Genomic DNA, 26,671 nt, shown 5'->3' with positions numbered 1-26,671 from the left:
AAATTACTTTAAAGTATAAAAGTTTACTATTTTTTTATTATAAAAATTAGAGGGTGGTTATAAGATTGTATACTAAAGTTAATACTAGAATTAAGAAATTCTTAGGTGATTATTTATGAAGCGAATAGAAGATTTTTGTTGTGCTATGTGTAGTGTTTCTATTTATAATATAATAATTGCATTAGGTATTATAGTTTTTGTAATTATATTGAATAAACTTTTAATATCTAAAATATATAAGATATTCACATATATTGTATCTAAGAGTAATACACATATAGATGATAGTTTAGTAAAGGCTAGTCAAAAACCATTAAAATTATTTATATTATTTTATGGAGTGTATCAAGCATTAAGAATTATAGAATTTGACAACTTAAATTTAAATATAATATCTACAAGTAGATTAATAAAGTTAGCTGGTGTTATAGCCATGTGTTATTTTTTTTACAATTTAACTTTAGAAAATTCTATTTTACATAAAAGTATACATAATAAAAATGATTCTAATGGAATAGTATTTCCTTTTGTATCTATAATAATAAGAATAGTAATAGTAATCTTTGCAGTAGTTATTATAGCAAATGAATTTGGGTTTACTGGTTTTATAACAGGTCTTGGAATAAGTGGAATAGCATTTGCATTAGCAGTTCAAGATACATTTTCTAATTTATTTGGAGGCATGGTAATAGTTTTGGATAAGCCATTTTCTATAGGGGATTGGGTTCAAACATCTGATATTGAAGGAGTTATAGAAGAAATAACATTTAGAAGTACTAAAATAAGAACATTTGCGGAGGCAATAGTTACAGTTCCTAATTCAAAATTGGCTAATAGTAATATTATAAATTGGAGTCAAAGAGATAAAAGACGTATACATTTTAAATTTACATTAGATTATAGTACATCAATAGATAAAATAAATATATGTGTACAAAGAATAGAAAAATTTTTAAGAAGTAATGATAAAATAAAAAAAGAAATGATAATAGTAAGTTTTAATGAATTGTCTAACTATGGTTTTGGGATTTTTGTATATTTTTATACTGAAATGATGGGATATGAAGAATATGAGAAATTAAAGCAAATTGTAAACATAAATATTTTGAGTATATTAAGAGAAGAAAAAGTAAAATTATTTTTTATAAATTTTAATAGATTGCAGGAAAATATATTAGGTGTTAATATGGTTGATAAGATTGAAGATATAGGAAATGTAACTGAAGAGGAAAGAGAAAAATAAAAAGTAGCAAAGCACTCTTGATAATAAATTCAAAGAGTGCTTTTACTTTATTAATAATTAATATTTGGTATTTGCCAATGTATTGGAGATTGGTTTATGGATTTTAGAAATTCATTTGTCTTAGAAAATGGTTTAGAGCCAAAAAATCCTCTATGAGCGGAAAGGGGGCTAGGGTGTACTGATTTTATTATAAAATGCTTAGGATTAGTTATAAAAGATTCTTTTTTTTGTGCATTGCTTCCCCACAAAATAAAAACAATGGGTTCATTTCTATCATTAAGAGATTGTATTATTTTATCAGTAAATATTTCCCAACCAATACCTTTATGAGAATTAGGGCAATTAGCTCTTACAGTTAAAACAGTATTTAATAGTAGCACTCCTTGAGTTGCCCAATTTTCTAAGAAGCCATTATTAGGTATAAAACAACCTAAATCATTGTTAAGCTCTTTAAATATATTTTGTAATGATGGTGGTGTTTTCACTTTTGGTTTAACTGAAAAACTAAGTCCATGAGCTTGATTAGGGCCATGGTATGGATCTTGCCCTAAAATAACTACTTTAACTTGATTATAAGGTGTATAGTGTAATGCATTAAAAATATCATACATATTTGGGTATATGGTTTTAGTTTTATATTCATTTATAAGAAATTGTCTTAATTTAAGATAATAATCTTTTTTGAATTCATCCTTTAGGATATCATTCCAATCATTTTTCAATATTGAGCCCATAAGTTATCTCCTTTTTATTATGTAAATAGATATATTTATTATAATAAAATATGAGAAATATATCTATTTACATAATAAAACATTTATAAACATATCCTAGCGTATCAATAATAGAAAAAAATATATAAATAAAGAAAATGGAAGTAATATAGAAATAATTATTAAAATAAATATATTATTTTTTTGTATATATTAAATTATATGATAAAATAAAATCCGTCGCTAAGGTAAATAGTAGCGAGAGAAAATAACTTAAAAAATAAAAAAAGTTATTGACAAAGATTAAGTAAAGTGATAAGATAAAGAAGTCGCTTGAGGGCGATAAAGAAAAAAGAAAAACAATGGTCTTTGAAAATTAAACAGATAATTTAAGTAAACCAGTAATTCTTTTATAAGTAATATGAGTAGATTAAACTCAAATAAAAACTAAGAAATTAGTATATTTTAATTTGAGAGTTTGATCCTGGCTCAGGATGAACGCTGGCGGCGTGCTTAACACATGCAAGTCGAGCGAGAAAAGTTCTTCGGAGCTTTTCTAGCGGCGGACGGGTGAGTAACACGTGGGCAACCTGCCTCATAGAGGGGAATAGCCTTCCGAAAGGAAGATTAATACCGCATAACATTGTTGAAAGGCATCTTTTAACAATCAAAGGAGCAATCCGCTATGAGATGGGCCCGCGGCGCATTAGCTAGTTGGTGAGGTAACGGCTCACCAAGGCGACGATGCGTAGCCGACCTGAGAGGGTGATCGGCCACATTGGAACTGAGACACGGTCCAGACTCCTACGGGAGGCAGCAGTGGGGAATATTGCACAATGGGGGAAACCCTGATGCAGCAACGCCGCGTGAGTGATGAAGGTCTTCGGATTGTAAAACTCTGTCTTTAGGGACGATAATGACGGTACCTAAGGAGGAAGCCACGGCTAACTACGTGCCAGCAGCCGCGGTAATACGTAGGTGGCAAGCGTTATCCGGATTTACTGGGCGTAAAGGGAGCGTAGGCGGATATTTAAGTGGGATGTGAAATACCCGAGCTTAACTTGGGAGCTGCATTCCAAACTGGATATCTAGAGTGCAGGAGAGGAGAATGGAATTCCTAGTGTAGCGGTGAAATGCGTAGAGATTAGGAAGAACACCAGTGGCGAAGGCGATTCTCTGGACTGTAACTGACGCTGAGGCTCGAAAGCGTGGGGAGCAAACAGGATTAGATACCCTGGTAGTCCACGCCGTAAACGATGAATACTAGGTGTAGGGGCCCCAAGCCTCTGTGCCGCCGCTAACGCATTAAGTATTCCGCCTGGGGAGTACGGTCGCAAGATTAAAACTCAAAGGAATTGACGGGGACCCGCACAAGCAGCGGAGCATGTGGTTTAATTCGAAGCAACGCGAAGAACCTTACCTAGACTTGACATGTCCTGAATTACCAGTAATGTGGGAAGTTCCTTCGGGAACAGGAACACAGGTGGTGCATGGTTGTCGTCAGCTCGTGTCGTGAGATGTTGGGTTAAGTCCCGCAACGAGCGCAACCCTTATTGTTAGTTGGTACCATTAAGTTGACCACTCTAGCGAGACTGCCCGGGTTAACCGGGAGGAAGGTGGGGATGACGTCAAATCATCATGCCCCTTATGTCTAGGGCTACACACGTGCTACAATGGCAAGTACAAAGAGAAGCAATACTGTGAAGTGGAGCAAAACTCAAAAACTTGTCTCAGTTCGGATTGTAGGCTGAAACTCGCCTACATGAAGCTGGAGTTGCTAGTAATCGCGAATCAGAATGTCGCGGTGAATACGTTCCCGGGTCTTGTACACACCGCCCGTCACACCATGAGAGTTGGCAATACCCGAAGTCCGTAAGCTAACCGTAAGGAGGCAGCGGCCGAAGGTAGGGTCAGCGATTGGGGTGAAGTCGTAACAAGGTAGCCGTAGGAGAACCTGCGGCTGGATCACCTCCTTTCTAAGGAAGAACATCTTAGGAAAACTAAGATGATAATAAAGAATGCTTCTTAAATATCTGTTTAATTTTGAAAGACTAAGTTCTTTCAAAATTATGTTCTTTGAAAATTACACATAAGTATTAATAAATAAAGTAAAGCCAATTAAATTTACTATTCTTTGTAAAATTGATTGCAACTATCTAAAAGATAGAAACAAAGGTCAAGCTACAAAGGGCGTATGGTGAATGCCTTGGCATCAGGAGCCGACGAAGGACGTGATAAGCTGCGATAAGCTTTGGGTAGACGCACATAGTCTGAGATCCAAAGATTTCCGAATGAGGAAACTCACATGGGAAACCTCATGTATCGTTAACTGAATAAATAGGTTAACGAGGGTAAACCTAGGGAACTGAAACATCTAAGTACCTAGAGGAAGAGAAAGAAAAATCGATTTTCTAAGTAGCGGCGAGCGAAAGGGAAAGAGCCCAAACCGGAAACTTGTTTCCGGGGTTGTGGATAGAACATAACGAGAAACTATAACTAATTGAAGAGAGCTGGAAAGCTCTACCGTAGAAGGTAATAGTCCTGTAAATGAAAGTTAGAGTAATCAAGTTCTAATCCAGAGTACCACGAGACACGTGAAACCTTGTGGGAAGCAGGGAGGACCACCTCCCAAGGCTAAATACTACCTGATGACCGATAGTGAAGCAGTACCGTGAGGGAAAGGTGAAAAGAACCCCGGGAGGGGAGTGAAATAGAACCTGAAACCATATGTCTACAACCGATCAAAGCACCTTATGTGTGCGATGATGTGCTTTTTGTAGAACGAGCCAACGAGTTACGATATGTAGCAAGGTTAAGTACTTAAGGTACGGAGCCGAAGGGAAACCAAGTCTTAATAGGGCAACTAGTTGCATGTCGTAGACCCGAAACCGGGTGACCTATCCATGGCCAGGTTGAAGCGAGGGTAAAACCTCGTGGAGGACCGAACCACGTTGCTGTTGAAAAAGCATGGGATGAGCTGTGGATAGCGGAGAAATTCCAATCGAACTCGGAGATAGCTGGTTCTCCTCGAAATAGCTTTAGGGCTAGCGTCGAATATGAGTAATGGAGGTAGAGCACTGAATGGGCTAGGGGGCATAGCGCTTACCGAACCTTATCAAACTCCGAATGCCATATACTATAAGTTCGGCAGTCAGACTACGAATGATAAGATCCGTGGTCAAAAGGGAAACAGCCCAGATCGTCAGCTAAGGTCCCAAAGTGTAAGTTAAGTGGAAAAGGATGTGGGATTTCTAAGACAACTAGGATGTTGGCTTAGAAGCAGCCACTCATTAAAAGAGTGCGTAATAGCTCACTAGTCGAGAGATCCTGCGCCGAAGATGTTCGGGGCTAAAACTTACCACCGAAGCTACGGGCTTGAATTTATTCAAGCGGTAGAGGAGCGTCGTAATCGGGCTGAAGTCATACCGTAAGGAGTGGTGGACTGATTACGAGTGAGAATGTTGGCATTAGTAGCGAGATGTAGGTGAGAATCCTACAGGCCGAATACCTAAGGTTTCCTCAGGAAGGCTCGTCCGCTGAGGGTTAGTCGGGACCTAAGCCGAGGCCGAAAGGCGTAGGTGATGGACAACTGGTTGATATTCCAGTACCACTACCATCGTTATTATCGATGGCGTGACGCAGGAGGATAGTGTGTGCTAGCTATTGGATGCTAGTCTAAGCATTTAGTCAGTTACAATAGGCAAATCCGTTGTAATAATGATGAGATGTTATGGGGAAGGTTCTACGGAACCGAAGTACATGATTCCACGCTGCCAAGAAAAGCGTCTAGAGAGAGAAGTAGTGCCCGTACCGCAAACCGACACAGGTAGGTGAGGAGAGAATCCTAAGGCCGGCGGAAGAATTGCAGTTAAGGAACTCGGCAAATTGATCCCGTAAGTTAGCAATAAGGGATGCCTATGAGAGTAGGTCGCAGAGAATAGGCTCAAGCAACTGTTTAGCAAAAACACAGGTCTCTGCTAAAGCGTAAGCTGATGTATAGGGGCTGACGCCTGCCCGGTGCTGGAAGGTTAAGGGGAACACTTAGCGTAAGCGAAGGTGTGAACTTAAGCCCCAGTAAACGGCGGCCGTAACTATAACGGTCCTAAGGTAGCGAAATTCCTTGTCAGGTAAGTTCTGACCCGCACGAATGGCGTAATGACTTGAGCACTGTCTCAACTGCAAATCCGGCGAAGTTGTAGTACCAGTGAAGATGCTGGTTACCCGCGATTGGACGGAAAGACCCCGTAGAGCTTTACTGTAGCTTAGCATTGAATTTCGGTATTGTCTGTACAGGATAGGTGGGAGACTGAGAGACTAGGGCGTCAGCCTTAGTGGAGTCGACGTTGGGATACCACCCTGATAGTACTGAAGTTCTAACTGGCGGCCATGAATCTGGTCACAGGACATTGTTAGGTGGGCAGTTTGACTGGGGCGGTCGCCTCCTAAAAAGTAACGGAGGCGCCCAAAGGTTCCCTCAGAACGGTCGGAAATCGTTCGAAGAGTGCAAAGGCAGAAGGGAGCCTGACTGCGACACCCACAAGTGGAGCAGGGACGAAAGTCGGGCTTAGTGATCCGGTGGTACCTCGTGGGAGGGCCATCGCTCAACGGATAAAAGCTACCTCGGGGATAACAGGCTGATCTCCCCCAAGAGTCCACATCGACGGGGAGGTTTGGCACCTCGATGTCGGCTCGTCGCATCCTGGGGCTGAAGTAGGTCCCAAGGGTTGGGCTGTTCGCCCATTAAAGCGGCACGCGAGCTGGGTTCAGAACGTCGTGAGACAGTTCGGTCCCTATCCGTCGCGGGCGTAGGAAATTTGAGAGGAGCTGTCCTTAGTACGAGAGGACCGGGATGGACTGACCTCTGGTGTACCAGTTGTTCCGCCAGGAGCACAGCTGGGTAGCTAAGTCGGGAAGGGATAAACGCTGAAAGCATCTAAGCGTGAAGCCCACCTCAAGATGAGATTTCCCATAGTATAAGCTAGTAAGACCCCTTGAAGAACACAAGGTTGATAGGTCAGAGGTGTAAGTATGGTAACATATTTAGCTGACTGATACTAATAGGTCGAGGGCTTGACCTAATTAACTTTATCTTAATGCTTAGTGTAATTTTGAGAGAATATATCTTTCATATAAATAACATGATTATCTGGTGATAATGCTCTTTAAGGTAACACCCGTTTCCATTCCGAACACGAAGGTTAAGCTTTTAGAGGCTGATGGTACTGCATGGGAGACTGTGTGGGAGAGTAAGTGGTTGCCAGGTTTATATGGCTCGATAGCTCAGTCGGTAGAGCAGAGGACTGAAAATCCTCGTGTCACTGGTTCGATTCCAGTTCGAGCCACCAAAAAGCTTAGCATTAGCTAGGCTTTTTCATTTTATATAAAATAATGGTATAATTTATTTATTAAAGATATTAGTTATTTAAATTACTACTATTTCTTTGATAAAATAGATAATAGATTCATATTTAAATAAATTATAGTTAAAGATAATAAGAAAGGATGAATTTTACCATGGATAATAAGGTTTTAGCAAGAGTAGCGGGAAGAGAAATAACTTCTCAATATATATCAGAAGTTATTTCAAGATATCCAGCTCAACAACAAGCAATGATTGACAATGAACAAGGAAGAAGAAATATATTAGAACAAGCAATTGCTTTTGAATTAATGTATGAGCTAGGAAAAGAAAAAGGCATGGATACTTCAGCTGAGTATGTAGAACAAGTTAATAAAATAGCTAAGGAATTATTAGCTCAAATTGTTATGAAGAAAACTTTAGATGAGGTTACTGTTTTAGATGAAGAAGTTTTAAAATACTATAATGAAAATCAAGAAGCTTTTAAAGAACCAGCTAATGTAACTGCAAAACATATTTTAATTGATTCAGAAGAACTTGCAAAAGAAATTAAGGAAAAAATAGCTTTAAATCAATTAACTTTTGAAGAAGCAGCTGCCAAATATTCTTCTTGCCCATCTAAAGAGCAAGGTGGAAATTTAGGATCATTTTCAAAAGGAATGATGGTACCTGAGTTTGAAGAAGTCGCATTTGTTTTACCAATCGGAGAAGTTAGTGAACCTGTTAAAACTCAATTTGGATATCATTTAATTAAAGTTGTTGATAAAAAAGAAGATTCAATAAAAGGTTTTGAAGAAGTTAAAGACGAAGCTTTAAAACAATTATTAGGTCAAAGACAAGAACAAAAGTATTTAGACTTGATAAAGGAATTAAAGAATAAATATACTGTAGAAATCTTATAATATAAAAAAGTAAATACACAAAATTGGGATATTAATATTTAATTAATATCCCAATTTTGTGTATTTAAAGAAATAAAAAATAAATTTTATTTAGATAGTATATTTAATTTATGTATATTTAAGTAAAAGATGAAAACAATATGTAGATGAGAGGGGACTAAGGAGATGAATTAATTGAAAAATTGGTTTTATATTGAAAAAAGCATTTTTTATAATTGGTTTACTATTTTAGATTTGTCAAAAAAAGAATTTGTTCAAGAGTTTGCAAATGCAAGATTAGGAATAATATGGGCAATAATAAAACCATTGGTTATGATAGCAGTGTTTTGTTTTGTATTTTCTTCAGGTATGAGGAATATAACAGGAGATATACAGGTTCCTTATTTAATATGGCTTGTTTCAGCTTATATTCCATGGATATTTATATCTGATGTAATAGTTTCTGGGGCTAGTTCTATAAGAAGTAAATCTTTTTTAGTAAAAAAAATTAAATTCCCTGTAGAAATATTGCCTAACGTGAGGATGTTTATAAGTTTTTATACTTTTTTAATTCTGCTTTGTATAACATTTATAATTTTTGGGGTTAATGGAATGTTAAATATTATAAATTACTTTAAGCTCATTTACGCAATTATAATTACTATGATATTTTTGTCGGCATTACTTAGATTATTAGCAACATGGGTTGTTATGTCAATTGATATATTACACGCTATAGGAGTAATAATGCAATTTTTATTATGGACATGTCCAATTATGTGGCAAAGTGGTGAATTACCTATTGCTCAAAGTATGCCTTGGTTAAATTTAATTTTAAAAATTAATCCATTATATTACTTGGTAGAATTATTTAGAGATGCTTTTTTAGGAACCAATGTTAGTACATTAAGTTATGCTATATATTTTTGGATAATTACGTTATCCTTGTTTATTTTTTCTTCTAAAGAATTTTCTAGATTTAGACCAGAATTTGATGATGTTCTATAATCAATGTGAGCAAAATTTATGTATTATGAGGTTGAAAGTTAATGGAAGTTATAAATGCACTAAATATTACAAAGGAATATAAAATATATAATACAAATAAGGAAAAATTGAAGTTATTAATAAATAAAAGATATAAAATAAAAAAATTTAATGCATTATCTAATGTTTCATTTAATATAAACAAAGGAGAAATTATTGGGATAATAGGAAAAAATGGTGCTGGGAAGTCAACACTTTTAAAGATATTAACTGGAGTAGCGTTTGTAACTTATGGAAAAGTATTCATAAATGGTAGAGTATCATCATTGTTAGAATTGGGTTCTGGTTTTGATATAAGACTTACAGGTTATGAGAATATTTATTTTAATGCTACCTTAAATGGTCTTAAGAGGGTAGAAATTGATAAAAAAATTAATGAAATAATAAAATTTGCTGATATAGGGGATTTTTTGTATCAACCAGTTAAAAATTACTCAAGTGGAATGTTTGCAAGACTTGCTTTTGCTGTTGCAATAAATATAAATCCTGATATTTTAATAGTAGATGAAATTTTGTCAGTAGGTGACATTAAATTTCAAGTTAAATGTATGGAGAAATTTGAGAAATTTAAAAAACAAGGTAAAACTATTTTATATGTTTCTCATTCATTGGCTACGGTAAAAAAATTTTGTAATAGGGTTATATGGATAGATGAAGGCAAAGTTGTGGAAGATGGAAATCCTGTTATGGTAGTTGAGAAATATTTTAATATGAATTTCGGAAATAAAAATCATCTGACATATAAAGAGTTTAGAAATGATATTATTGAAGATTTTAAAATGAATAAAATATCAAATGAAATTGATTATTTAAAAAATTTAGAATTTAAAATTACTTATCTAGTGAAAAATAGTATATATAAAAATGTATATATGGTCATAGAAATAAGAAAAATAGAAATTAATGCTGGGAAAGAATATAGCCAATTTGTTTGTGATTTTAACAGTATTGATTCGCATAAAAATATACCATTTTCTTTGGGGAAAAATACAATATATTTCAATTTAAAGAATCTAAATTTAGTATCTGGGATTTATTATATAGATGTAGTTTTCTTGTGTAATAATGAAGAAATATATAAAAAGATAAAAGCTTACAATTTTACTATAAATGATAAATATAGGGGGGAAGGTTTTATTGTTTTAGAGCATGAATGGGAGCAATAGTTATCATTTATATTTAATAAGATAGTATATTTAAATAAAAGGGAGAAATTAAGTGAGGTTTAAACTATTAATAAAAAAGAGTATACAATTATTGAAAAGCTATAAATTTAATTTTATATTAAAAAAAATAAATATATTCAAATATAAAAGAATATACAATAAATATTATGAAATGATAAATAGTATATTAAGTTATGAAAAATATCACTCTATAATTATTTTTGATTCGAGAGTTGGTTGGAATATACCGTTGTTTCAAAGACCTCAACATATGGCAATTGAATTGTCTAAAAAGGGATTTTTGTATTTTTATAGATCATCTGAGCAGTTTGATTTTAATATAAATGGCGTAAAAAAGATAAAAGAAAAATTGTATTTGGTAGATATGTCTAATTATATTTTTCAAAATGTTTTGATTGATGTGTTAAGCAAAACTAATACTGAAAAGTTTTTACTGTTATATTCAACAGATATATATTTAGATGAAGAATACATAAAGGAAAGATATTTAAATAATGGATTCAAGCTTGTTTATGAATATATTGATGAAATATCGCCGGAAATATCTGGGGATGTACAGAATTTTGTATACACAAGACATAAAAATATTATAAAAAATAAACAAAATTTCATTATAGTAACAGCTGATAAATTAATGAATTATGTTAAAAGTATAAGAGATATACATAAAGTAGCAATGATAAGTAATGGGGTAGATTATGAGCATTGGCAAACTCATATGGATATAGTACCTGAAAAAATTAAAGCTATTGTTAATGATAAAAAGCCTATAATAGGATATTTTGGAGCTTTGGCTAGATGGGTTGATTATAATCTTATAAGGGAGATAGCAAAAAGGAAACCTGATTATAATATAGTTTTAATAGGTTTTTTATATGATAACGAATTTAGGAAAAGTAAAGTGGAGGATATAAAAAATGTCCATTATTTAGGGGTTGTTGATTATAAAGAATTGCCTTTGTACGGACAATGTTTTAATGTAGCGATTATACCATTTTTATTGAATGATATTACAGAGTCTACAAATCCAATAAAACTTTTTGAATATATGGCATTAAATGTTCCCATAGTAACAACTAATCTTAGGGAATGTCAAAAATATAAATCAACATTAATTGCTAAAAATTATAATGAATTCATAGAAAAGTTAGATTATGCGTTGAAAATGAGTAAAGATGATGAATATTATACATATTTAAAAAACGAAGCATTAAAAAATATATGGGAGAAAAAAGCTGAAGCTTTCTATAATTTGGTGAAAATAAGTAAAATTTAATTTTAGGTGATTTTGTGAATATTAAGAGGAAAATTAAGAATGTTTTAAGACCAATTATAAGATTTTTTATTATAAAAATTAAGTATAGAAAAATTAATGGTCTTAAGTCAAAGTTTTTTAGTGATTTAAAAAAAATAATTTTCAGTAAACAGTATGATGCTGTAATTATTTTTGATAATTATTTTGGCTTTAATATGAAAATGTTTCAAAGACCACAACATATGGCTATAAATTTATCAAATGAAAATATACTATATTTTTATAAGGCATCTTCTTGTATAGATAATGATGTAAAGGTATATAAAGAGATAAAGCACAATTTATATCTTATAAATACTGATATTTATTGGGTTCAAGAAGGATTATTAGATATGATTAAAGAAAGTCGTATTGAAGCATTTGTTCAAATTTATTGTACAGCTTTTATGGAATATGATAAATATGTTAAAAAATTTTTAGATAGAGGATTTAAGATTATATATGAGTTTATTGATGAATTATCAGATGATATTGCTGGATTTAAATTAACAGATGATATAAAAGACAGTCATATGCGTATGTTAGAAGACAGTAAAAACATTTATGTCATAACTACTGCTGATAAATTATACAATGAGGCTAAACAGATAAGGGGGCAAAAAAGGTTAGCTCTTATAGAAAATGGTGTGGAATTAGGGCATTTTTCTAATGTAAACTTAAATTATATACCTGAGCAAATAAAAAATGTAGTGAATTCTAATAAAAAGATAATAGGGTATTTTGGGGCTTTAGCTAAATGGTTTGATTATGAGCTTATAACAAAGATTTCTAATAAGTTTAAAGATATTAATATTTTGCTTATAGGTGTAGATTATGATAAATCTATCATAAATAGTGGAATACTTAATTTGCCTAATGTTTATTATGTAGGAACTGTTGAATACAATAATCTTTCTCATTATTCTAAATTTTTTAATATTTCCATAATACCGTTTGTTATAAATAATATAACTAAATCCACATCACCTGTTAAATTATTTGAATATATGGATTTAGGGAAGCCGATAGTTACGACTAATTTACCAGAGTGTAGAAAATATAAGTCTCCCTTAATAAGTGAAAATCATGATGAATTTATAACAAATATAAAGAGAGCTATTTTGTTAGAAGACAATTATGAGTATATATCTTTAATAGAAAATGAAAAAAATAATAATACATGGAAGCAAAGAGCTATTAGTATGAAGAATTTCATATTAAATTCATAAGTGGAGGAATAAAATGAGTTATGCTATAAGAGTTAAAAATATTTCTAAAAAATATAAGATTTATAACTCTGAAAAAAATAGGTTGGGACAAATAATAAATCCATTTAATAAAAATACTCAAAAGGAATTTATAGCTTTAAATAATATTTCATTTGATGTTAATGAAGGAGAAATATTAGGTATAATAGGAAGTAATGGATCTGGTAAATCTACATTACTTAAAATATTAACTGGTGTATGTTTTAAAACTTCGGGAGAGTTATTTATAAAAGGAAAGGTAGCATCTATTTTAGAACTTGGCACGGGATTTAATAATGAACTTACTGGAATAGAAAATATATATTTAAATGCTAGTATAATGGGGATAGGGAAAGAAGAAATTAATAAAATAAAAGATGACATAATAAATTTTGCAGATATTGGAGAATTTATAAACTATCCTATAAAAACATATTCAAGTGGAATGTATGCAAGGTTAGCTTTTGCAGTAGCTATACATGTTAATCCAGATATATTAATAGTAGATGAGATATTATCCGTGGGAGATATAGAGTTTCAAAATAAGTGTATGGATAAATTTAAAGAGTTTAAATCATTGGGAAAAACAATTATTTACGTATCTCATGGGTTGGATGCAGTTCAAAATTACTGTGAAAAGGCTATCTGGCTTGAAAAAGGAGAAATTAAAGAAATAGGTTCTGCTATAGAAGTTGTTGAAAAATATTATAAAAATATTTTAGAATTAGATAATGGTGCTGAATCTAAAAATTGTTTTGTAAAACTTAGTGATGTATTGATATGCGAAAAAAAGAATGTTTATCAATATAATGATTCGATAACATTTAATATAAAATATGAAGTTTTAGATGAAGATATAAGCACCCCTGGGATTACAGTTGAGATGAAAAGAGCTTATACAAAGCCTTGTGAGTTTAGGCATATGGATCAGTTTATATGTTCTATAAATAGCAATGTAGATGATTTTTTGATACCTTGGAATTTAGGTGAGAATAATATTAAACTAACATTTAAGAACTTAATGTTAAAAGGTGGAGTTTATTATATTAATATAATATTTTCTGAAAGTCAAAATTTGATTTCTTTAGAGAGCATAGAAAATGCTATGAGTTTTACTATTAATAGTGAAAGAAAAAGTAGTGGTTTTGTATTTTTAAAAGAAGAATGGAGGGTATAAGGTGTTTGGATTAAAAAAATTAAAGCATAAAGTCCCTAGTGATATTGTAAGTAATGCTATTGAGTATGGATATGATAATTTGGAAGATGAAGAAAAAATAGAGTTAACTGAATCTATATTAAATGCGTATCCAGAAGTAAGTAATATTATGTATGAAGGTTTTGATATTGATGATGAAGAGGAATTTAATTATCAGGTATTAAATGGAGAAATATATGAAAGATATAAGAATGTTAATAAAATAATAGAGAGTGCATTTAATTCAATAGTATATAATACTCAATATGAAGCTTTTAGAAAAGCTTTTATAAGTATGTTTCAAGAAGAATATGATGCAATAGTTGTGTTTTATGCTTCTTTTGGTTGGAATATTGATTTAAAACAAAGACCTCAACATTTAGCGGAAGCTATGAGTAATGAAAGGATATTATATATATATAGAACAGATCCTAATCAAGATAGGGAAGTATTCTCTATAAAACAGATAAAAGAAAATCTTTATTTGGTAAATTTAGATATGGATAGTCTAAACCAAGCTTTTTTTGATGTGATAAATGAAGTTGATAAGCCTAAATTTGTACATGTCTATGCTACGTGTCTTTATGATGTATCTTATGAAAAAATAAAAAAATATTATATGGATAAAGGTTTTAAAGTTATATATGATTTTGTAGATGAAATTTCTTCAGAAATAAGTGGAGTAACTGTAAGTACTCAAATGATAGAAGATCATAAAAAACTTTTAAAGGATGTTGAAAATGTGTTAGTTGTATCTACTGCTAAAGATCTTAAAAAGACATCAGAAAGTATTAGAGGATCGTCAGAAAAAAGCATACTAGTTCCAAATGGAGTGAATTTGGAGGACTTTAGCAAAACAGGATTTAGTATAGCAAAAAGGATGAAACAAATAGTGGACAAGGGTAAGCCTATAATAGGTTACTACGGAGCTTTGGCTAAATGGTTTGATTATGAAAAGATTAAAAAATTAGCAATTAAAAGACCGGATTATGAAATTGTATTAATCGGGATAAATTATGATAGAAGTTATGACAGAAGTGGATTAGATAAATTAACTAATGTATCTTATTTAGGTATAATAAATTATATAGATTTGATAACATATTCAGCATTTTTTGATGTATGTATGGTGCCTTTTATAAAAAATGATATAACTGATGCAACATCACCTGTAAAAATTTTTGAATACATGGCATTAGAAAAGCCAATAGTCACTACAGATATAAACGAATGTAAATCGTATGAGTCTTGTCAAATTGCATATAATGATGATGATTTTATAGATAAAGTAGATTATGCTGTTAAAGTGTTAGTGCATGATGAACAGTATAAAAAAATATTAAAAAAAGAAGCAGCAGATAACACATGGAAACATAGGGCAAAACAAATAAAAATAGCATTAAAGAATTTTAATTAATAAATAAAAGCTATATCTTAGTAATATTATAACTTTATTAAGCTTAGATTTTTATGGCTTATCTAAATTATAATTTTTATGCTAAGTATATAGCTTTATTTTTATATGGTAACTTTTATTTCATTAAGTAATGTATTATAGTCATTAATGTAAATATCGGCTTCTTTTATGATTTTAGCTTTGTCACCTAAAGGGGTGTAGGGCTCATCATTAACTGCAATAACTTTCATACCAGCTGACTTAGCTCCATGAATTGCAGGGAGTATATCTTCAAAAACTATGCAGTCTTTAGGAGAAACATTTAGTTTTTCTGCTGCTAAAAGATATACGTCAGGAAAGCTTTTGTCTCTAGAAACTTCAGATGTAAGAGTAATTTTATCAAATAAATTAAATATGTTATTAGATTTTAAACAAGTTTCAACTAAAATCATAGGATTGCTAGTTGCAAGTCCGATTTTTACACCTTTATTAGAAAGATACTCTAAAAATTCTTTAGCACCTGGTTTTAATTTTATATTATTTGTGTATTCATTATAGGACATGTTATACCAAGTTTTTAGTATTGATTCAATGGAATTGGGGATATTGAATCTTTTTTTAAAATATTCGGCTGTTTTATCAAAACTAAGGTGGGTTATTTCTTTTTTCAAATCTGAAGGCTTGTCTATTCCTAGGCTATTTAAATATGTAGTATCAATTTTATCCCAAAGCCACATAGAATCAACTAGTGTACCATCTAAATCGAATATTGCTGCTTTAGCATTTTCTATCACAATAAATCACGCTCCTTTAGGTTAGTTTAACATAGAATTTATCAATTATATAGAATAAAGGTTAAAAGATAGGAATATAATTATTAAAAACATAAAATTAGAGGTTTATTATGAAAGATTTATTAGATTCAAATAGCAATGTGGAAAATGTGTTAGATGAAAAAAAAGTCAATTATAGTTTTAATATTAATGATAAGCTAAAAATTTTAATAAATGATAAAGATGTAAATTTCAATGAAGAGGAAATAAAGAAGTGGGCAAAAAGAAATAATGCAACAGAATTGTTTTTAAATCTTTGGAATATATATAATGATTTATATAAAACATGTGGGGGTATTAATCCTGTAATAGCATATGTTCAAGCAGCTATAGAAACTAATTTTGGGAATTTTGATGATGATTTGAAAGAATCTTTCAATAATCCTTATGGGGTAAAAGAATTTAAATATGATGATAACGGTGTTCTGAACGAAGAATATACTAAATTTGTTTCTTGGCAAGAGGGGATTGAAGCGCATTTAGATCACTTAGCACTTTATTTTGGAGCAGAAGGTTATCCTAAAGATAATAGTAAAGATACTAGACATTTTTATTATTTATATGGAATATGTTCTAATATACAAGATTTGCAAGATAAATGGACAACTAAAAAAGAGTATTCAAATAGAATTTTAGATGAATTAAAAAATATATATAGTAGCTCAAGTAAAAATGTTAAAAGGGTTGATAATTTAAGTGATGTTGACATACTTAGGTGTGAAAATAAACTTTTAAAGGATAAGTATAATAGGTTAATAGATAGTTTAAAAACTATTTTAGATAATGAAATAAAATAATAAAAAAAGGATTGTAATTTTTACAATCCTTTTTTGGTCGGGGTGACAGGGATCGAACCTGCGACCTCATGGTCCCAAACCACGCGCGCTCCCATCTGCGCCACACCCCGAGAACATATTTATTTTATATTAAATTTTAAGTTTTGTCAATATTGCTTATTAAATTGTTTGTAGTTTATTTAATTGGTTTTATTTGTAAAATATGTTATAATGAAACTTAATATAGTGAACAAGAAGGGAGAGATGCGTTCTCGTTATATGAATGATGAGGGCAAATTAAAATGAAAAAAAAAATAATTTCTTCAATGCTTGCATTTATATCTGCTTTTAGTGTAAGTATAAATGTTTATGCAACTCCTGTAACTGAAGAAAAAACAGAGGCGATAAAACAAAGTTTAAATGAGTATAATGAAATAGAAAATACTATAAGAGAATTAGAGGAAAAAATAGATACTTTAACTGATGAAATAGAGCCTATATTTTTTGAAATAGAAAAGAACAATGAAGAAATTAAAAAACTGGAAGATGAAATAATGCGTCTTGATGAAAATATTTCGCATATTACATCTTCAATAAAAGAGCAACAGGAAGTTTTAGGAGAGAGATTAAGGGCTACTTATAAGAGTAGTTTTTATAATAATTATATAGCAATATTATTATCATCTGATGATTTTGGAACTTTATTACAAAATATTAATGTGGTAAGTAAGATATTTTTGCTTGATAGAGAATTAATAGACAATTTAAATAATGCAAAGCAAGAATTAAATGATAATATATTAGAATTAGATGAAAAAAAGAAAAGTTTGAATGATATAAATAAAGAAAATACAGAAAAAATACAAGAACTTAATATGAAAAAAGAAGAACAGCAGTTGGTAATAGATGAAATGAATCAAAAGAAAAATAGTGTGAGGGGATATATTGAAGTTTTAGAAAGTGATTTAGTTAGTGATTTTTTAAATAATATAAATGATGATAAATCAATTGATGAATTAAATAATTTAATAACATCTTTAAATGGTTTAAAAAATCAAATCAAAACAAAGAGTGTTGTAGAGGATATTAATAATGGAATACAAAAAGCTAAGAGTATAATATTTAATAAAGAAAAAGAGTTAGAAGTTAAAGTTATTGAATTTAGTAATAATATAGATGTTGATAATAGTAATGAAAGTAGTAAGGATTCTGATGTAGAGATAAATAATGATGATGTACAAACTCGTAGTATTATTGATGAAAGCGTTTCTTTAAATAATGATGCATCATCTATTGTATCATATGCATATGAATTTATAGGAGCAGCATATGTGTATGGAGCAACGGGTCCAAATTCATTCGATTGTTCTGGATTTACTCAGTACGTTTTTAATAAATTTGGTTATTCTTTAAGTAGAACAACATATACTCAAGTTAATCAAGGAATACATGTTGATAGAGAAAATCTGCAACCTGGTGATTTGATTTTTACAAGGGGAAGTGTACAAACTCCTCAACATGTAGGAATATATGTTGGAAATGGGAAGATGATTCATGCATCAAGACCGGGAGTTGGTGTTATAGTTGGAGATATATATGATTATGTAACGGCAAGAAGAATAATTAATTGATTTAATTTACAAGTATGAAATATAGAGATTATATTTCATACTTTTTTAATGTGGTGGATTTATATTAATTACTATATAATAGATTTAGTATTAAAAAATTTTAAGAAAGAAATAGAAGTTAATAAATTTTAAATTCTGTTTAAATGGTGAAATTTTATTATGAGAGATTTAGATTTATCATTGGTTAAAGATGGAGAAACTTTAGATGACTTACAGTTGAAGGATATATGTATTATTCAGAAAAGAGAAGGTTTTAGGTTTGGAATAGATGCTGTACTTTTAGCTAACTTTGCAAATGTAAAAAAAAAGCATAAAGTAATGGATTTGTGCACAGGTACAGGAATAGTTCCATTTATAATAAAGGGTAAAAAAGAACCAGAGAAAATTGTAGGTTTAGAGATTCAAAATGAATTTGTTGAAATGGCAAATAGAAGTATTAAAATAAATGGATTTAATGATACTATGGAGTTTTTACATGGTGATTTAAAGGATAAAGAACTATTAAAATCCGTAGGCAGATTTGATGTAGTAACAGTAAATCCACCATATAAACTTGAAAAATCAGGTATAGTAAACCCTAATGATAAATATGCAATAGCAAGACATGAGGTTATGTGCAATTTAGATAATGTTATAGAGGCATGTAGAATTGTTTTAAAAGATAATGGAAGGCTTTATATGGTACATAGACCAGAGCGATTAGCAGATATATTTTGTATTATGAGAAAGTATAAAATTGAGCCCAAAAGAGTTCAAATGGTACATCCAAATACTAAAAAGCCAGCTAATATACTCTTAGTTGAGGGACAAAGAGATGGAGGAGCATACCTAAAATGGGAACCACCTATTTATGTGTATAATGATGATGGGAGTTTTAGTAAAGAAATAAATGAGATATATGGCAGAATATAAGGAGGAATTATGGGAAAAATATATTTAGTTCCAACTCCAATTGGAAATTTAGGAGATATAACTTTAAGAGCTTTAGAAGTTTTAAAATCAGTTGATTTAATTGCTGCTGAAGATACAAGGCAAAGTTTAAAATTATTAAATCATTTTAATATAAAAAAGTCACTTATAAGTTATCATAAACATAATGAGCAGGGAAAAAGTGAAGAACTTATAGATAGGGTCAGAAATGGAGAGAATATAGCAGTAATTAGCGATGCAGGAACACCAGGAATATCAGATCCTGGGAGTATTGTATTAAAAAAATGTATTGAAAATGGAATAGATGTAGAAGTTTTACCAGGAGCAACTGCATTTACAACTGCTATTATTTATTCGGGCTTAGATACAAGTGCATTTATATTTAGAGGCTTTTTACCAAGAGAAAATAAGGAAAAAAAAGAATTTGTAGAAAGTTTAAAGGATAGAAGGGAAACAATTATATTTTATGAATCTCCATATAGGGTAATAGACACTTTAACATTTTTAAAAGAAAACTTTGGAAATAGAAATATTGCTGTTTGCAGAGAATTGACCAAATTACATGAAGAAATATATAGAGGTAGCTTAGAAGAGGCTATATGTTATTTTAATGATAATATACCAAAAGGAGAGTTCGTTTTAGTTTTACAAGGAAAATCTTTAGAAGAAATAAGAAATGAAAATGTAGCTAAATGGGAAGATATGAGTATAAAAGATCATATAATTTATTTTATAAATCAAGGAATGTCTAAAAAAGATGCTATAAAGCAAGTGTCTAAAGATAGAGAATTGCCTAAGTCAGAAGTCTATAAACATTCGATAGAGATAAAATAATAAAAACATAAAAAAGACACTTCTTTCCCCTATGAAGTGTCTTTTTTATGGGTAAATAAACTGATTAAATATGTAAATGTTAATTTAGATTATTTTTTTAATTCATCTAAACAATGTTGGCAGATGTTTTTACCTTTGTAATTAACAACATCTCTAGCATCTCCACAGAATATACAAGCTGGTTCATATTTCTTTAAAATTATTTGTTCACCGTCAACATATATTTCTAAAGCATCTTTTTCAGCTATGTCTAAAGTTCTTCTTAATTCTATTGGAATAACTATTCTTCCTAATTCATCTACTCTTCTTACTACACCTGTTGATTTCATGTTTGTTCCTCCTCATGTCTACATCTTTCGACAAAATATAATATGATAATAACAAAGTTGTCATAATAAGTCAATACTTTTTTTGAAAATAAAATTATAAAAATTTTTTTAAATTAATTTATATATTCAATATACTACCATTATTTTGAAAAGTCAATACCCAAAACTTATATATAATAATAAAATTATAAAAAAAATACAATAAAAAATTTTTTTACTAACATTTTATACACTTAAAATTATAAAAAATTAGATATTTATTTAATTTAATGAAAATAAATCAAAAAATATATAAAAAATAATTTTAAAATATATGCAAAAATTATTTTTGAAAATATAAAGAATTATATAAAACTAATGGTAAAAAGAGTATTTAAAATGCAAAATTAGTCGGAAAAGATAGAAAAATAATTTTAACTTATAATATAAGTTTTGTTTATAAAATTATGATTTAAACTAATATATAAAGAAGCAAATAATAACTTGTAATGTAATTTAAAATACTATATAATATAAATAAGTAAAATACTAGGAATGAGGTGCGATTTTGAGTTGTAGTGATTTGAATAATGATTACATAATGAATATTATTGAAGATATTTCAAAATGTAATATGGTAGCTTATGATGATTTGCCTAAATATGATCTTTTTTTATCTCAAGTTATAGATTATTTAAATGATAAATTTCCAGATGATAAATACACTAACAATATAGTTCAAAATTATATAAAAAGTGAAGTTATTTCAAAACCTGAGGATGGAAAAAAAAGAGGCTATACTAAAATGCATTTAGCACAATTAGCTCTTTTAAGCTACATGAGACCTTTATTAACAACAGAAGAAATAAAAAAGGTTTTTAAACTGGCTTTTAATAATATAAATGATAGAACTGATGATATATTATCATGGGAGGATGCTTATCAAGGATTTTGTGAAATTCAAGAAAAAAGCGTAAAGGATTTTTTGTCAGTCCCTTTACTAGATGAAGGAAAGTTAGAAGAATTGATAAAGGGAACAAATAAAATACAAAATGAAAAAGATGCAGAAGCTATTAGAACTTTTTTAATTGTTATGACGTTAATTGCACGAGGTAGTGTTATAAAAAGTTTAGTGCAAAAAATAGTAGAAGATTATTATTCTGCACATGAATAAAAAACAATAAATATAAAAAATATATGTGAAGCAAGTTATATAATTAGTAGTATGACTTGCTATATTTTTGTAGAATAATTAATAAATTATATGGTATAGTAAGAATATCTGTATTTTCATACTACCATAATATCATTTATATTATTATGATTTTTAGGGAATAATAAAATATAGTAGGTGTGTTAAATGAGTAATGAAAAAGAAAAAAAAGTCTCTTTCATAATAGGACTTATTAAAAAAATATTTAAAGATGACATAATAGGTAATGGAGCACAACTTGCATATTTCTTGATGTTAGCATTTATACCTTTTTTAATATTTTTAATAACTTTGATAGGAAAAAGTAGAATTAGTAGTGATGATTTACTTATGTTTTTATCAACAATAATGCCAAAAACATCGTTTGAATTAATAAAAACTACAATAGGAACAATTATAGATACTCAAAGATCTGATGTGATGTGGGGAAGTATTATACTTGCTATATGGGTATCATCTTCGGGGTTTGGAGCAGTAATTAAAGGGCTTAATATGTCCTATGATGTTCAAGAAACTAGAAGTTACATATTAAGAAAATTTTTATCTATAGTATATACATTATTATTAGCGTGGACAATAGCTATGACTCTACTATTATTTGTTTTTGGAGGAGTAATAGAAAAATTTATAATTTTAAAATTGCATCATCAGTTTTTAATAAACATATTTTGGTATGCAGGGCGTTATAGTATAATTCTTATAGTAATGTTTATAATATTTTTGTTTTTGTATAATGTTACCCCTTGCAAAAGATTAGGATGGAAAGAAGTAATGCCAGGAGCAATTTTTACAACTATAGGGTGGATTGTAACATCATTGATATTTACTTTTTATGTAAATAATTTTAATAATTATGCTAGAATTTACGGTGGATTGTCAGCTGTGTTTGCTATTATGATTTGGTTGTTTATAAGTTCATTGACTTTATTAGTCGGTGGAGAGTTAAATGCTTATATAATAGAGTATAAAAAAAAGAAAAATAAATAATACACTTAGAAAACAGAATAAAGAATAAGCTTGATTTAATATAATTTTAAAGTATTATATAAGCTTATTCTTTATTATATAATAAATGTAAAGAAATTTATATTATAAATAAGTCACGATTATTTTGAATAACCGTCAATATGTGAACTATGCCATTTCCAAGCAGTTTCAATTACAGTTTCTAATGAGTTGAATTTAGGTTTCCAATTTAATTCAGATATAGCTTTATCTGATGAAGCTATAAGAATGGCAGGGTCTCCTGCTCTTCTTGGAGCTATTTTAGCTGGAATAGGATGATTAGTAACCTTTCGAGCTACTTCTATAACTTCTTTTACTGTAAATCCAGTACCATTACCAAGATTATAAATTCTACTTTCTCCACCATCAATTAATCTGTTTAAAGCTAAAAGATGAGCTGATGCTAAATCAGATACATGGATATAATCTCTTACACAGGTACCATCTTTAGTTTTGTAGTCATCTCCAAATATCATTATTTCATCCCTCTTATTTAAAGCTACTTGGAGTATTAGAGGGATAAGATGTGTTTCTGGTGAGTGATCCTCTCCTATTTTTCCATTTATATGTGCTCCAGCAGCATTAAAGTATCTTAAAACAGTAAATTTAATTCCATAGCATGTATCGCACCATTTAAGTATCTTTTCAACTAATAACTTAGATTCGCCATATGCATTAGTAGGAATAGTTTTATCATTTTCTAAAATAGGTGTGTTTTCAGGTTCACCATAAGTTGCAGCAGTAGAGGAAAATACTATATATTTTACTCCATATTTCTTCATTGCTTCTAGTAAACTTATTGTACCTGAAACATTATTATTAAAATATTTTAGAGGTTCTACCATACTTTCGCCAACTAATGAATAGGCAGCGAAATCGATAACAGCTTCTACATGATTTTCAGTAAAAATTTTATCAAGAATATTTTTATCTCTTAAATCACCTTTATAAATTTTACCTCCTAAAATAGCGTCTTCATGACCTTTTTCAAAATTATCAAGGATTATTACTTCTTTATTTTGTACAAGTAGTTCAGCCACCATATGGCTTCCTATATAACCAGCACCACCACATACTAATATAGCCATTTAATTACCTCCTAGAATAAAATATTTATACTTATATTATAACTAAAATTTTTACTAGAGTGAATAGAAAATAGAAAAAAATATCATTCTGATAATAATATATAGTTAAAAAAATTAGGAAAATATATATGCAAGAATTAAATTAATATTATAAAAGAAAGAATTATAAGTGAACCAATAGCATATAAATATAAGAAAAAAAATGTTATCATAATATATGTAGGGAATTGGTAGTAAGAAGATATAAAAAATTAAAAATAGAAAAGTATATATTAGATTTAGGTAAAGAATTAAATGTTAACAAATTGTAAATTTTTATATGGATTAATTTTACATTTTATTATTTTTTTAATAATTTAATAAGAAAATAAAAAATGCTATAAATTTAATTTACAAAAAAAGTAATCATTTTTTTGCTTACATAAAAATTAGTCGAAATAGTACAATTTAAAAGTTAATTAAATACAAAAAATAATAAAAATGTTAATTAAATGTCGTTAATTAACTTTTAGATAATAAATTTACATTGCATGATTTGACATACTTTTTCCCATATAAGTGCTAATATTATATTACTGAGTTAGTGTTTTTGTTTAAGGGGGATATTTATGAAAATTGTTCAGAATTTGAATATTGTTAGAAATTATGATAATTTAAGACATGACTATCAATATAGGATTATTGAAACTAAATATAATGAAGTAAATACTTATGGAATTGAAATTGAAAGAAAAGACTTTAATAATGATGTTTTAATAAATATTGAAAGAAATTCAATAGAAAAAATATCTTACTATTTAGAAAAAGTTAGGGAGCTTCTTTCTATTTTATATAAAAATGAAGTATCTCCAATTCATTTAGTTGATATAATTGGAGAGAAAGTGGATGAATATGTGAGTGAATTTAAATAGGATTTAAATATAATTTTTAGTAGTCTAAATATATACCTTATAAAGTACCATGGAGGAAAAATGATTTTAGGTATAGGAGTAGATATAATAGAAATAGATAGAATAGAGAAAGCTATTAAAAAGCAAAATAAGTTTTTGGAAAAAATTTTTACAAATAAAGAAATAGAATATTTTCAGAATAGAAAAATGAATATTGAAGTAATAGCTGGAAATTTTGCAGCAAAAGAAGCAATAAGTAAAGCTTTAGGGACAGGGTTTAGAGGTATTTCTTTTTTAGATATAGAAGTGCTAAGAGATGAGCTTGGTAAACCCTTAGTCAATATAGAAAATAAAATAAAGAAAAATATAGAATATATTTTAGGGGATAGACAAGCATATAAAATTCATCTTACTATTTCTCATAGTAAGAGCAATGCTGTTGCTTATGCTGTATTCGAAAATTTAGGTTAATCTTTTGACATGGTTGTAATAATATTGAGATAAAAAAATGTTATACATAAGAAGAAAAAGAAAAGTATAGTATCATAGAATAAAATTTAGTTAAGTTTAATAGTATGTAATATAATATTTGAATTTCGGAGGAAATAATGAAAAAGAAAAAAAATATTTTATTATGTATACTATTAACTATTGGCATGATGGGTGTTTGTGGGGTTCTAATTTATAAGCAGAATGTGGAATTAAATAGACCAGAGAATATTTTAGACAAGTTATCAAATATTGATTCTTATTCCACAAAGGTTACATATATTGTGAAAAATTCAAGGGCAGAATTTAAAGAAGAGGGATTAATTGAGTTTAATGGAGATAATGAAACTAAAATAACATTAGAAAACAGGATGGAAATATTTAAAGATGGTAAGATATATATGAAATATATAGATGAAAATAAAAATTATTCAGTATCAGAAGATTTTGATAATTTTTATCAATTCATGTTTATTAATTATTTATCTAGATTTTTAAATGAGGAAAATAATGTTACTTATTCTTATGAAACTATAGAAAATATAGAGTATCTTGTTATTGATTACCTACTTTTAAGTGGAAATCAAAATTTTTATAAGGAAAAATTATATATTGATATAAAAAATAAAAAGCCATTTAAAGCTATAATATATGATAAAAATAATGCTGAAAAGCTTAATATAGGTTATAGTGAATTTATAAAAGGAAATTAAGTTTGATTTAATAATGAAAAATGATTTGGCAAGATAAAATGCAAAAAAATAAAAACAAATGCAAAAAAATAAAAAAACTATAGAAGAACCCTTTGACAACATGATATATATTGCAATATAATGAATACATATTTAACTCTTTTTTGCATTTAAGGAGAACAGAAGTCATGTCAAAATCAAAGGAATTTAAAAAAAATTTAAAAAAAATACAACCAAATAGTGGATTTATTAACTATAAGTTAATATCATGTAGTAAATCAGAAAATAATGATTTATTTGAATGGATGAAAAGAGGCTATAAGGAAATGGCTTCTATCAATTTAGGTTATGCTGAAGAAGCAGTAACTGCAGAATTTTATGATGAATTAGAATATGAGAGATGGCTTTGCGGAGTGTGAT

Annotated in this window: 22 protein-coding genes, 2 tRNA genes and 3 rRNA genes; 22 read left to right on the top strand and 5 right to left on the bottom strand. The window is 29.2% G+C overall.

The window, feature by feature from the left end; translation table 11 throughout:
- The first annotated feature begins 115 nt into the window (after positions 1 to 115).
- Complete coding sequence (locus tag DR020_RS03560) at positions 116 to 1,243, top strand: mechanosensitive ion channel family protein (protein ID WP_112365277.1); 1,128 nt, start codon at positions 116 to 118, stop codon at positions 1,241 to 1,243.
- 50 nt (positions 1,244 to 1,293) lie between these two features.
- On the opposite strand, the gene DR020_RS03555 is transcribed toward DR020_RS03560, so the two are convergent.
- Complete coding sequence (locus DR020_RS03555) at positions 1,294 to 1,977, bottom strand: uracil-DNA glycosylase (protein WP_055260261.1); 684 nt, start codon at positions 1,975 to 1,977, stop codon at positions 1,294 to 1,296.
- 445 nt (positions 1,978 to 2,422) lie between these two features.
- Here DR020_RS03555 and DR020_RS03550 point away from each other — a divergent pair.
- From DR020_RS03550 to DR020_RS03500, 11 genes are all read left to right on the top strand, one after another.
- Positions 2,423 to 3,932, top strand: a 16S ribosomal RNA gene (locus tag DR020_RS03550).
- Positions 3,933 to 4,130: 198 nt separating this feature from the next.
- Positions 4,131 to 7,034 (top strand): 23S ribosomal RNA (locus DR020_RS03545).
- Between the two features lie 67 nt (positions 7,035 to 7,101).
- Positions 7,102 to 7,219, top strand: a 5S ribosomal RNA gene (gene rrf / locus DR020_RS03540).
- The 16S, 23S and 5S rRNA genes sit together here with 1 tRNA gene alongside, the layout of an rRNA operon.
- 6 nt (positions 7,220 to 7,225) lie before the next feature.
- Positions 7,226 to 7,301: transfer RNA gene (locus DR020_RS03535), tRNA-Phe, on the top strand.
- A gap of 169 nt (positions 7,302 to 7,470) precedes the next feature.
- On the top strand, positions 7,471 to 8,217 hold the full coding sequence (locus tag DR020_RS03530) for a peptidylprolyl isomerase (RefSeq protein ID WP_112365276.1): 747 nt from the start codon (positions 7,471 to 7,473) through the stop codon (positions 8,215 to 8,217).
- A gap of 174 nt (positions 8,218 to 8,391) precedes the next feature.
- Complete coding sequence (locus tag DR020_RS03525) at positions 8,392 to 9,204, top strand: ABC transporter permease (RefSeq protein WP_112365275.1); 813 nt, start codon at positions 8,392 to 8,394, stop codon at positions 9,202 to 9,204.
- Positions 9,205 to 9,245: 41 nt separating this feature from the next.
- Positions 9,246 to 10,409: an ABC transporter ATP-binding protein gene (locus DR020_RS03520; protein WP_112365274.1), complete on the top strand. Its 1,164-nt coding sequence runs from the start codon at positions 9,246 to 9,248 to the stop codon at positions 10,407 to 10,409.
- 91 nt (positions 10,410 to 10,500) lie between these two features.
- Entirely contained in the window at positions 10,501 to 11,706 is a 1,206-nt protein-coding gene (locus DR020_RS03515) for a glycosyltransferase (RefSeq protein WP_235804596.1), read from the top strand.
- Positions 11,707 to 11,720: 14 nt separating this feature from the next.
- Complete coding sequence (locus DR020_RS03510) at positions 11,721 to 12,953, top strand: glycosyltransferase (RefSeq protein ID WP_112365273.1); 1,233 nt, start codon at positions 11,721 to 11,723, stop codon at positions 12,951 to 12,953.
- A gap of 13 nt (positions 12,954 to 12,966) precedes the next feature.
- A complete protein-coding gene (locus DR020_RS03505) occupies positions 12,967 to 14,148 on the top strand; it encodes an ABC transporter ATP-binding protein (protein ID WP_055260215.1) in 1,182 nt (393 codons plus the stop codon).
- Between the two features lies 1 nt (position 14,149).
- Positions 14,150 to 15,583 carry a glycosyltransferase gene (locus DR020_RS03500; RefSeq protein ID WP_235809720.1) on the top strand — a complete coding sequence of 478 codons (1,434 nt, stop codon included), beginning with the start codon at positions 14,150 to 14,152 and terminating at the stop codon, positions 15,581 to 15,583.
- Positions 15,584 to 15,684: 101 nt separating this feature from the next.
- Here DR020_RS03500 and DR020_RS03495 read toward each other — a convergent pair whose 3' ends face one another.
- Positions 15,685 to 16,356 (bottom strand): HAD family hydrolase, encoded by a 672-nt coding sequence (locus DR020_RS03495; RefSeq protein ID WP_112365272.1) that lies wholly within the window; start codon positions 16,354 to 16,356, stop codon positions 15,685 to 15,687.
- 110 nt (positions 16,357 to 16,466) lie between these two features.
- Here DR020_RS03495 and DR020_RS03490 point away from each other — a divergent pair, with 110 nt between their 5' ends.
- A complete protein-coding gene (locus DR020_RS03490) occupies positions 16,467 to 17,192 on the top strand; it encodes a glucosaminidase domain-containing protein (protein ID WP_112365271.1) in 726 nt (241 codons plus the stop codon).
- Between the two features lie 34 nt (positions 17,193 to 17,226).
- Here DR020_RS03490 and DR020_RS03485 read toward each other — a convergent pair.
- Positions 17,227 to 17,302, bottom strand: a tRNA-Pro gene (locus DR020_RS03485).
- A 171-nt stretch (positions 17,303 to 17,473) separates the two neighbouring features.
- Here DR020_RS03485 and DR020_RS03480 point away from each other — a divergent pair.
- The 3 genes from DR020_RS03480 (at position 17,474) to rsmI (ending at position 20,566) form a co-directional block, all read left to right on the top strand.
- Positions 17,474 to 18,802: a C40 family peptidase gene (locus DR020_RS03480; protein WP_112365270.1), complete on the top strand. Its 1,329-nt coding sequence runs from the start codon at positions 17,474 to 17,476 to the stop codon at positions 18,800 to 18,802.
- 159 nt (positions 18,803 to 18,961) lie between these two features.
- A complete protein-coding gene (locus DR020_RS03475; protein WP_055260219.1) occupies positions 18,962 to 19,714 on the top strand; it encodes a tRNA1(Val) (adenine(37)-N6)-methyltransferase in 753 nt (250 codons plus the stop codon).
- Positions 19,715 to 19,723: 9 nt separating this feature from the next.
- Entirely contained in the window at positions 19,724 to 20,566 is an 843-nt protein-coding gene (rsmI, locus tag DR020_RS03470) for a 16S rRNA (cytidine(1402)-2'-O)-methyltransferase (protein ID WP_055260220.1), read from the top strand.
- Positions 20,567 to 20,655: 89 nt separating this feature from the next.
- Here the strand turns inward: rsmI and DR020_RS03465 are convergent, their stop codons facing one another.
- Positions 20,656 to 20,895 carry an AbrB/MazE/SpoVT family DNA-binding domain-containing protein gene (locus DR020_RS03465; protein ID WP_055260221.1) on the bottom strand — a complete coding sequence of 80 codons (240 nt, stop codon included), beginning with the start codon at positions 20,893 to 20,895 and terminating at the stop codon, positions 20,656 to 20,658.
- Positions 20,896 to 21,475: 580 nt separating this feature from the next.
- Between DR020_RS03465 and DR020_RS03460 the strand changes: the two genes are divergently transcribed.
- Together DR020_RS03460 and DR020_RS03455 are read left to right on the top strand one after the other, a co-directional pair.
- Positions 21,476 to 22,048, top strand: a complete 573-nt coding sequence (locus tag DR020_RS03460) for a DUF1836 domain-containing protein (protein WP_112365304.1) — start codon at positions 21,476 to 21,478, stop codon at positions 22,046 to 22,048.
- 186 nt (positions 22,049 to 22,234) lie between these two features.
- Positions 22,235 to 23,074 carry a YihY/virulence factor BrkB family protein gene (locus DR020_RS03455; RefSeq protein ID WP_055260222.1) on the top strand — a complete coding sequence of 280 codons (840 nt, stop codon included), beginning with the start codon at positions 22,235 to 22,237 and terminating at the stop codon, positions 23,072 to 23,074.
- 119 nt (positions 23,075 to 23,193) lie between these two features.
- Here the strand turns inward: DR020_RS03455 and galE are convergent, their stop codons facing one another.
- A complete protein-coding gene (gene galE, locus DR020_RS03450; protein ID WP_112365269.1) occupies positions 23,194 to 24,180 on the bottom strand; it encodes a UDP-glucose 4-epimerase GalE in 987 nt (328 codons plus the stop codon).
- Between the two features lie 608 nt (positions 24,181 to 24,788).
- Here galE and DR020_RS03445 point away from each other — a divergent pair.
- From DR020_RS03445 to DR020_RS03430, 4 genes are all read left to right on the top strand, one after another.
- Positions 24,789 to 25,091: a DUF6514 family protein gene (locus DR020_RS03445; protein WP_055260224.1), complete on the top strand. Its 303-nt coding sequence runs from the start codon at positions 24,789 to 24,791 to the stop codon at positions 25,089 to 25,091.
- A gap of 60 nt (positions 25,092 to 25,151) precedes the next feature.
- Complete coding sequence (gene acpS / locus DR020_RS03440) at positions 25,152 to 25,541, top strand: holo-ACP synthase (protein WP_055260225.1); 390 nt, start codon at positions 25,152 to 25,154, stop codon at positions 25,539 to 25,541.
- A 137-nt stretch (positions 25,542 to 25,678) separates the two neighbouring features.
- Entirely contained in the window at positions 25,679 to 26,272 is a 594-nt protein-coding gene (locus tag DR020_RS03435; protein WP_112365268.1) for a germination lipoprotein GerS-related protein, read from the top strand.
- Positions 26,273 to 26,439: 167 nt separating this feature from the next.
- Positions 26,440 to 26,670: a hypothetical protein gene (locus tag DR020_RS03430; protein WP_112365267.1), complete on the top strand. Its 231-nt coding sequence runs from the start codon at positions 26,440 to 26,442 to the stop codon at positions 26,668 to 26,670.
- Position 26,671: the final 1 nt, after the last annotated feature.

The organism is Sarcina ventriculi, from assembly GCF_900456775.1.
Taxonomy (GTDB): Bacteria; Bacillota; Clostridia; order Clostridiales; family Clostridiaceae; genus Sarcina; species Sarcina ventriculi.
The sequence above is the reverse complement of the archived record's forward strand: the minus strand, read 5'-3'. Positions and strand labels throughout refer to the sequence as shown.